At 39.2% G+C, this 3561-nt stretch carries 1 protein-coding gene and 2 pseudogenes; 2 read left to right on the top strand and 1 reads right to left on the bottom strand.

Translation table 11 applies throughout. The features are described 5' to 3' along the window. A pseudogene (locus CWC14_RS18105) lies at nucleotides 1-1147 on the bottom strand (exonuclease domain-containing protein); the annotation flags it as partial. Between the two features lie 485 nt (nucleotides 1148-1632). Here CWC14_RS18105 and CWC14_RS18100 point away from each other — a divergent pair. Next, nucleotides 1633-3057, top strand: a complete 1425-nt coding sequence (locus tag CWC14_RS18100) for a sugar porter family MFS transporter (RefSeq protein WP_138564282.1) — start codon at nucleotides 1633-1635, stop codon at nucleotides 3055-3057. Between the two features lie 201 nt (nucleotides 3058-3258). Then, nucleotides 3259-3561: pseudogene (locus tag CWC14_RS18095) on the top strand (OmpP1/FadL family transporter); the annotation flags it as partial.

The following is a 3561-nucleotide window of genomic DNA, read 5'->3' as shown; positions in this document are numbered from 1 at the left end:
GGTGGTTTAGGGGCTGAAAATAAAAAACGTGTTTACCTTGGCGAGTGTAGTGATCACTTACACCTAACTCAACATCGCCACGATAGAGCTCATCAACTTCTATAATACAGCGTGTACTGGCTAACATTTCACTAAGCCGTGAGCGTGTTTGCTTGTTAAATTTGCGCATTAAAAAGTCATCCGCAAAGTACAGTAACTCATCGGTGAGCGGATTTTCTATAATTTTCTCAAGTTGCGCCTTTACCCATTCTTTATTGCCTAAACGGTATTGCTCTCTTACTTGAATTTCTAGGGCGTGCGCATCATCCTCGCAGGCATTAAGTACATCAAACGCTAATACAGGGTTAGTTGTTTTTAGTTGCTTATAAAGTATGATCAATAACTTATTCTTTAGCTCTCGAGCTACAACCCCTACTGCTAATTCATTTATTAACTGTTTTGCTAACGTCTCATTTTCATTGTCATCTTTCGCGTTTTTAACGGCTAACCGAAAACGGTTTAACACATAGTTAGATTGCGCTTCCTCAATTGAGTCAAAGCGAGACAAACTTTCATTATGCCCTTGCCTAACAGGGGTTACCCCTAAATCTCTTAGTACAAACCGGTTTTGATGATTCACATCACCGGCACTGAGCCTGCCAATATACAAAAACTCAAAATACTGGTAACACTCATCTCTATTATTGATCACGTACTGATTATACAAATGCGAAAGACGCTCTGGCTTAGATTCAAAAAATGAAATAGCGACTTCAACTAAACAACTTTTAGCAGCACTTTTTTTAAATAGTGGTGGCAGCTCTTGTTGAGCTAACAACTCAATTAAGGCCGGCTTTGTTAGATGGCTAAGTAGTTGCTTAGCGTCTGCTTGTGAGGGTTCACAGATTAACCCAGCTGTTTTTAAATTAAAAAGTGACTGATAAGGCGAAATAATCTCTTCATAATTTAATGACTGAGTTTGCACTAAATAAGGTTTACGAGAATAAATACGTGCTAGCATGCATTGGCTTTGCTCGTCGAGGGTGTTTATTTTATTAATAAATGTAATGTGCTTTTGCTCAAGTAAATGCATACATTTATCGCTCACAAAGCCTATTAGCTCTTTAAAATGTGCCAAATAATATTTTGCTGGTAACTCTTTTCTCATAACAACCGCCAGTACTGTATATAAAAACAGTATAATTATTTGAGCGCTTTTAGCAACCCAATTAGGAGTTAATAGCCTTTTAGAATTTAAATTGATTCAATCTCGGGCGCTTTAATTTCAGCGAGGTTTGTTACTTAATAAACTAAGTTAAAACCGAGCACCCTTTTTATTCCCTGGCCCTTATCTTCACCTGTGTAGATAGCAGAACCCTTCAAGCAGTGCGTGTTTAACATTAACGAAGCGTTAGTACCTATTTACGGGCATTCACATGGCAAAAGATCTATTTTGCTTAAAACCAAACACACTGCTGAAACTTCAATCTCAAAAGATAAACAGACCCTCGCACAACTCAATTAATTTATTTATGCATACGTATTACTATTGAAATATCTTTTTTAGCGTGATTACTCTGTGCTAAGGTTGCCCGCAAATTATTAGTGGTACTTTAACTTCATTACACATAATAAAAATTAGGATTGAACAACATGACAACACAGCATGCAACTAAAGGTGAGCAAAGCGCAGCGGCAAAGTGCTCACTTTTATACGTTATTTTTATATCGGCTGTTGCCGCCATTGGTGGCTTTTTATTTGGTTTTGATTCAGGCGTTATAAACGGCACTGTATCGGCGTTAGGTAATACATTTAACTCAAGCAGTGTAGCAACAGGGTTTAATGTTGCCTCTGTTTTACTTGGTTGTGCGCTGGGTGCTTTAGCTGCTGGCCCATTAGCTGACAAATTTGGCCGCCGCGCTATTATGATCATCACTGCACTTATATTTGCTATCAGTGCATTTGGCTCTGGTATTGCTGATAGCTCAGCTGAGTTTATTTTTTACCGCTTATTTGGCGGATTAGGTATAGGTGCGGCATCTGTTTTAGCGCCGGCTTATATTGCAGAAGTAGCACCTGCCAGCTTACGCGGCCGTTTAGCAACACTGCAGCAGCTTGCTATTGTGCTGGGTCTGTTTGCTGCCTTTTTAAGTAACTACCTAATTGCTAATGCCGCAGGCGGTGCCGAGGGTATTTTACTGTTAGACTTAGCTGCATGGCGCTGGATGTTTTGGGCTGAACTGGTTCCTGCAGGCTTATTTTTGATTGGCGTACTTTTTATTCCTGAGTCACCGCGTTACTTAGTCGCACAAGGCAAGCTTAAACACGCTAAAACTGTATTTAATAAAATCTCAAATGACGATGCTGATACACAAATCAGTGACGTAAAGCAGTCTTTGAAAAGTGATAAAAAACCAAGTATTCGCGACTTATTTATTGATGGCAGTAAAAAAGTACACCCTATTGTTTGGGTGGGTGTAGCTTTATCAGTTTTCCAACAATTTGTTGGTATTAACGTGGTATTTTATTACGGTTCAGAACTTTGGCAAGCCGCTGGTTTTGATGAATCACAATCACTGTTTATAAACGTGCTTGCGGGTACCACTAATATTTTATCGACCTTTATAGCTATTGCTTTAGTCGATAAAGTAGGTCGTAAGCCACTATTATTGGTAGGTAGCATAGGTATGTTTATTAGTTTAAGTGCACTTACCTACACCTTTGGCAGTGCAGGCCTTGATGAAGCGGGCAAGTTAGCACTTAGTGAAAATATGGGTACCTTTGCTTTAATAATGGCTAACCTGTTTGTGGTATTTTTTGGTTTAAGCTGGGGCCCAATTGTGTGGGTACTGCTTGGCGAAATGTTTAATAACCGCATCCGTGGTGCAGCGCTTGCAGTTGCTGCTAGTGCGCAGTGGATAGCTAACTTTGCTATTACTATGACCTTCCCTATCATGCTAGGTAGTATTGGTTTAGCAGGCGCCTATGGTTTTTACACTCTCTCAGCGTTTATTAGTGTGTTCTTTGTGGTCAAATACATTAAAGAAACACGCGGCATGAAATTAGAGTCAATGTAATTACTTGGCTGGAGTAAAATAGCGCTTAATAATGCTGTTTTACTCCAGCGTATTTAACCCTCCTTTGTAAGCACTTTCATTACCTGTTCCTCATCCACAAACAATATGCTTTTTTAGTATATATAATCTTTTAAAGTTCTTTTTTGGAATATAAAAAGTTAGCTATTGTTCACCAACTTTCTCTACTTAATCTCAATTTAAATGAAAAAACAGTTACTCTCAGGCCTTATTTTCACCTCTGCGTTAAGCACATTTAATGTATTTGCAACGAATGGCTATTTTACCCATGGCTACGGTATGACTCACAAAGGCATGGCAGGTGCTGGTGTAGCGTTATCAGAAGAATTAATGTCGGGTGCAAATAACCCGGCTACTTTTTCAGCTAATGGCACGCAAATGTCGGTAGGTATAGAATTATTTGCTCCTGAGCGTAACTACACCGCTGCAAAGGTCGATGAATACTTTCCCAATGCACTGTATTTGGCACGGCAAGATCATTATAAA

Origin of the sequence: Pseudoalteromonas sp. S3260 (assembly GCF_005886925.1) — a bacterium.
GTDB lineage: Bacteria > Pseudomonadota > Gammaproteobacteria > Enterobacterales > Alteromonadaceae > Pseudoalteromonas > Pseudoalteromonas tetraodonis.
The sequence above is the reverse complement of the archived record's forward strand: the minus strand, read 5'-3'. Positions and strand labels throughout refer to the sequence as shown.

Coding starts and splice junctions, on each gene's coding strand:
- CWC14_RS18100 (WP_138564282.1), top strand. CDS start 1,633: ATGACAACACAGCATGCAACTAAAGGTGAGCAAAGCGCAGCGGCAAAG.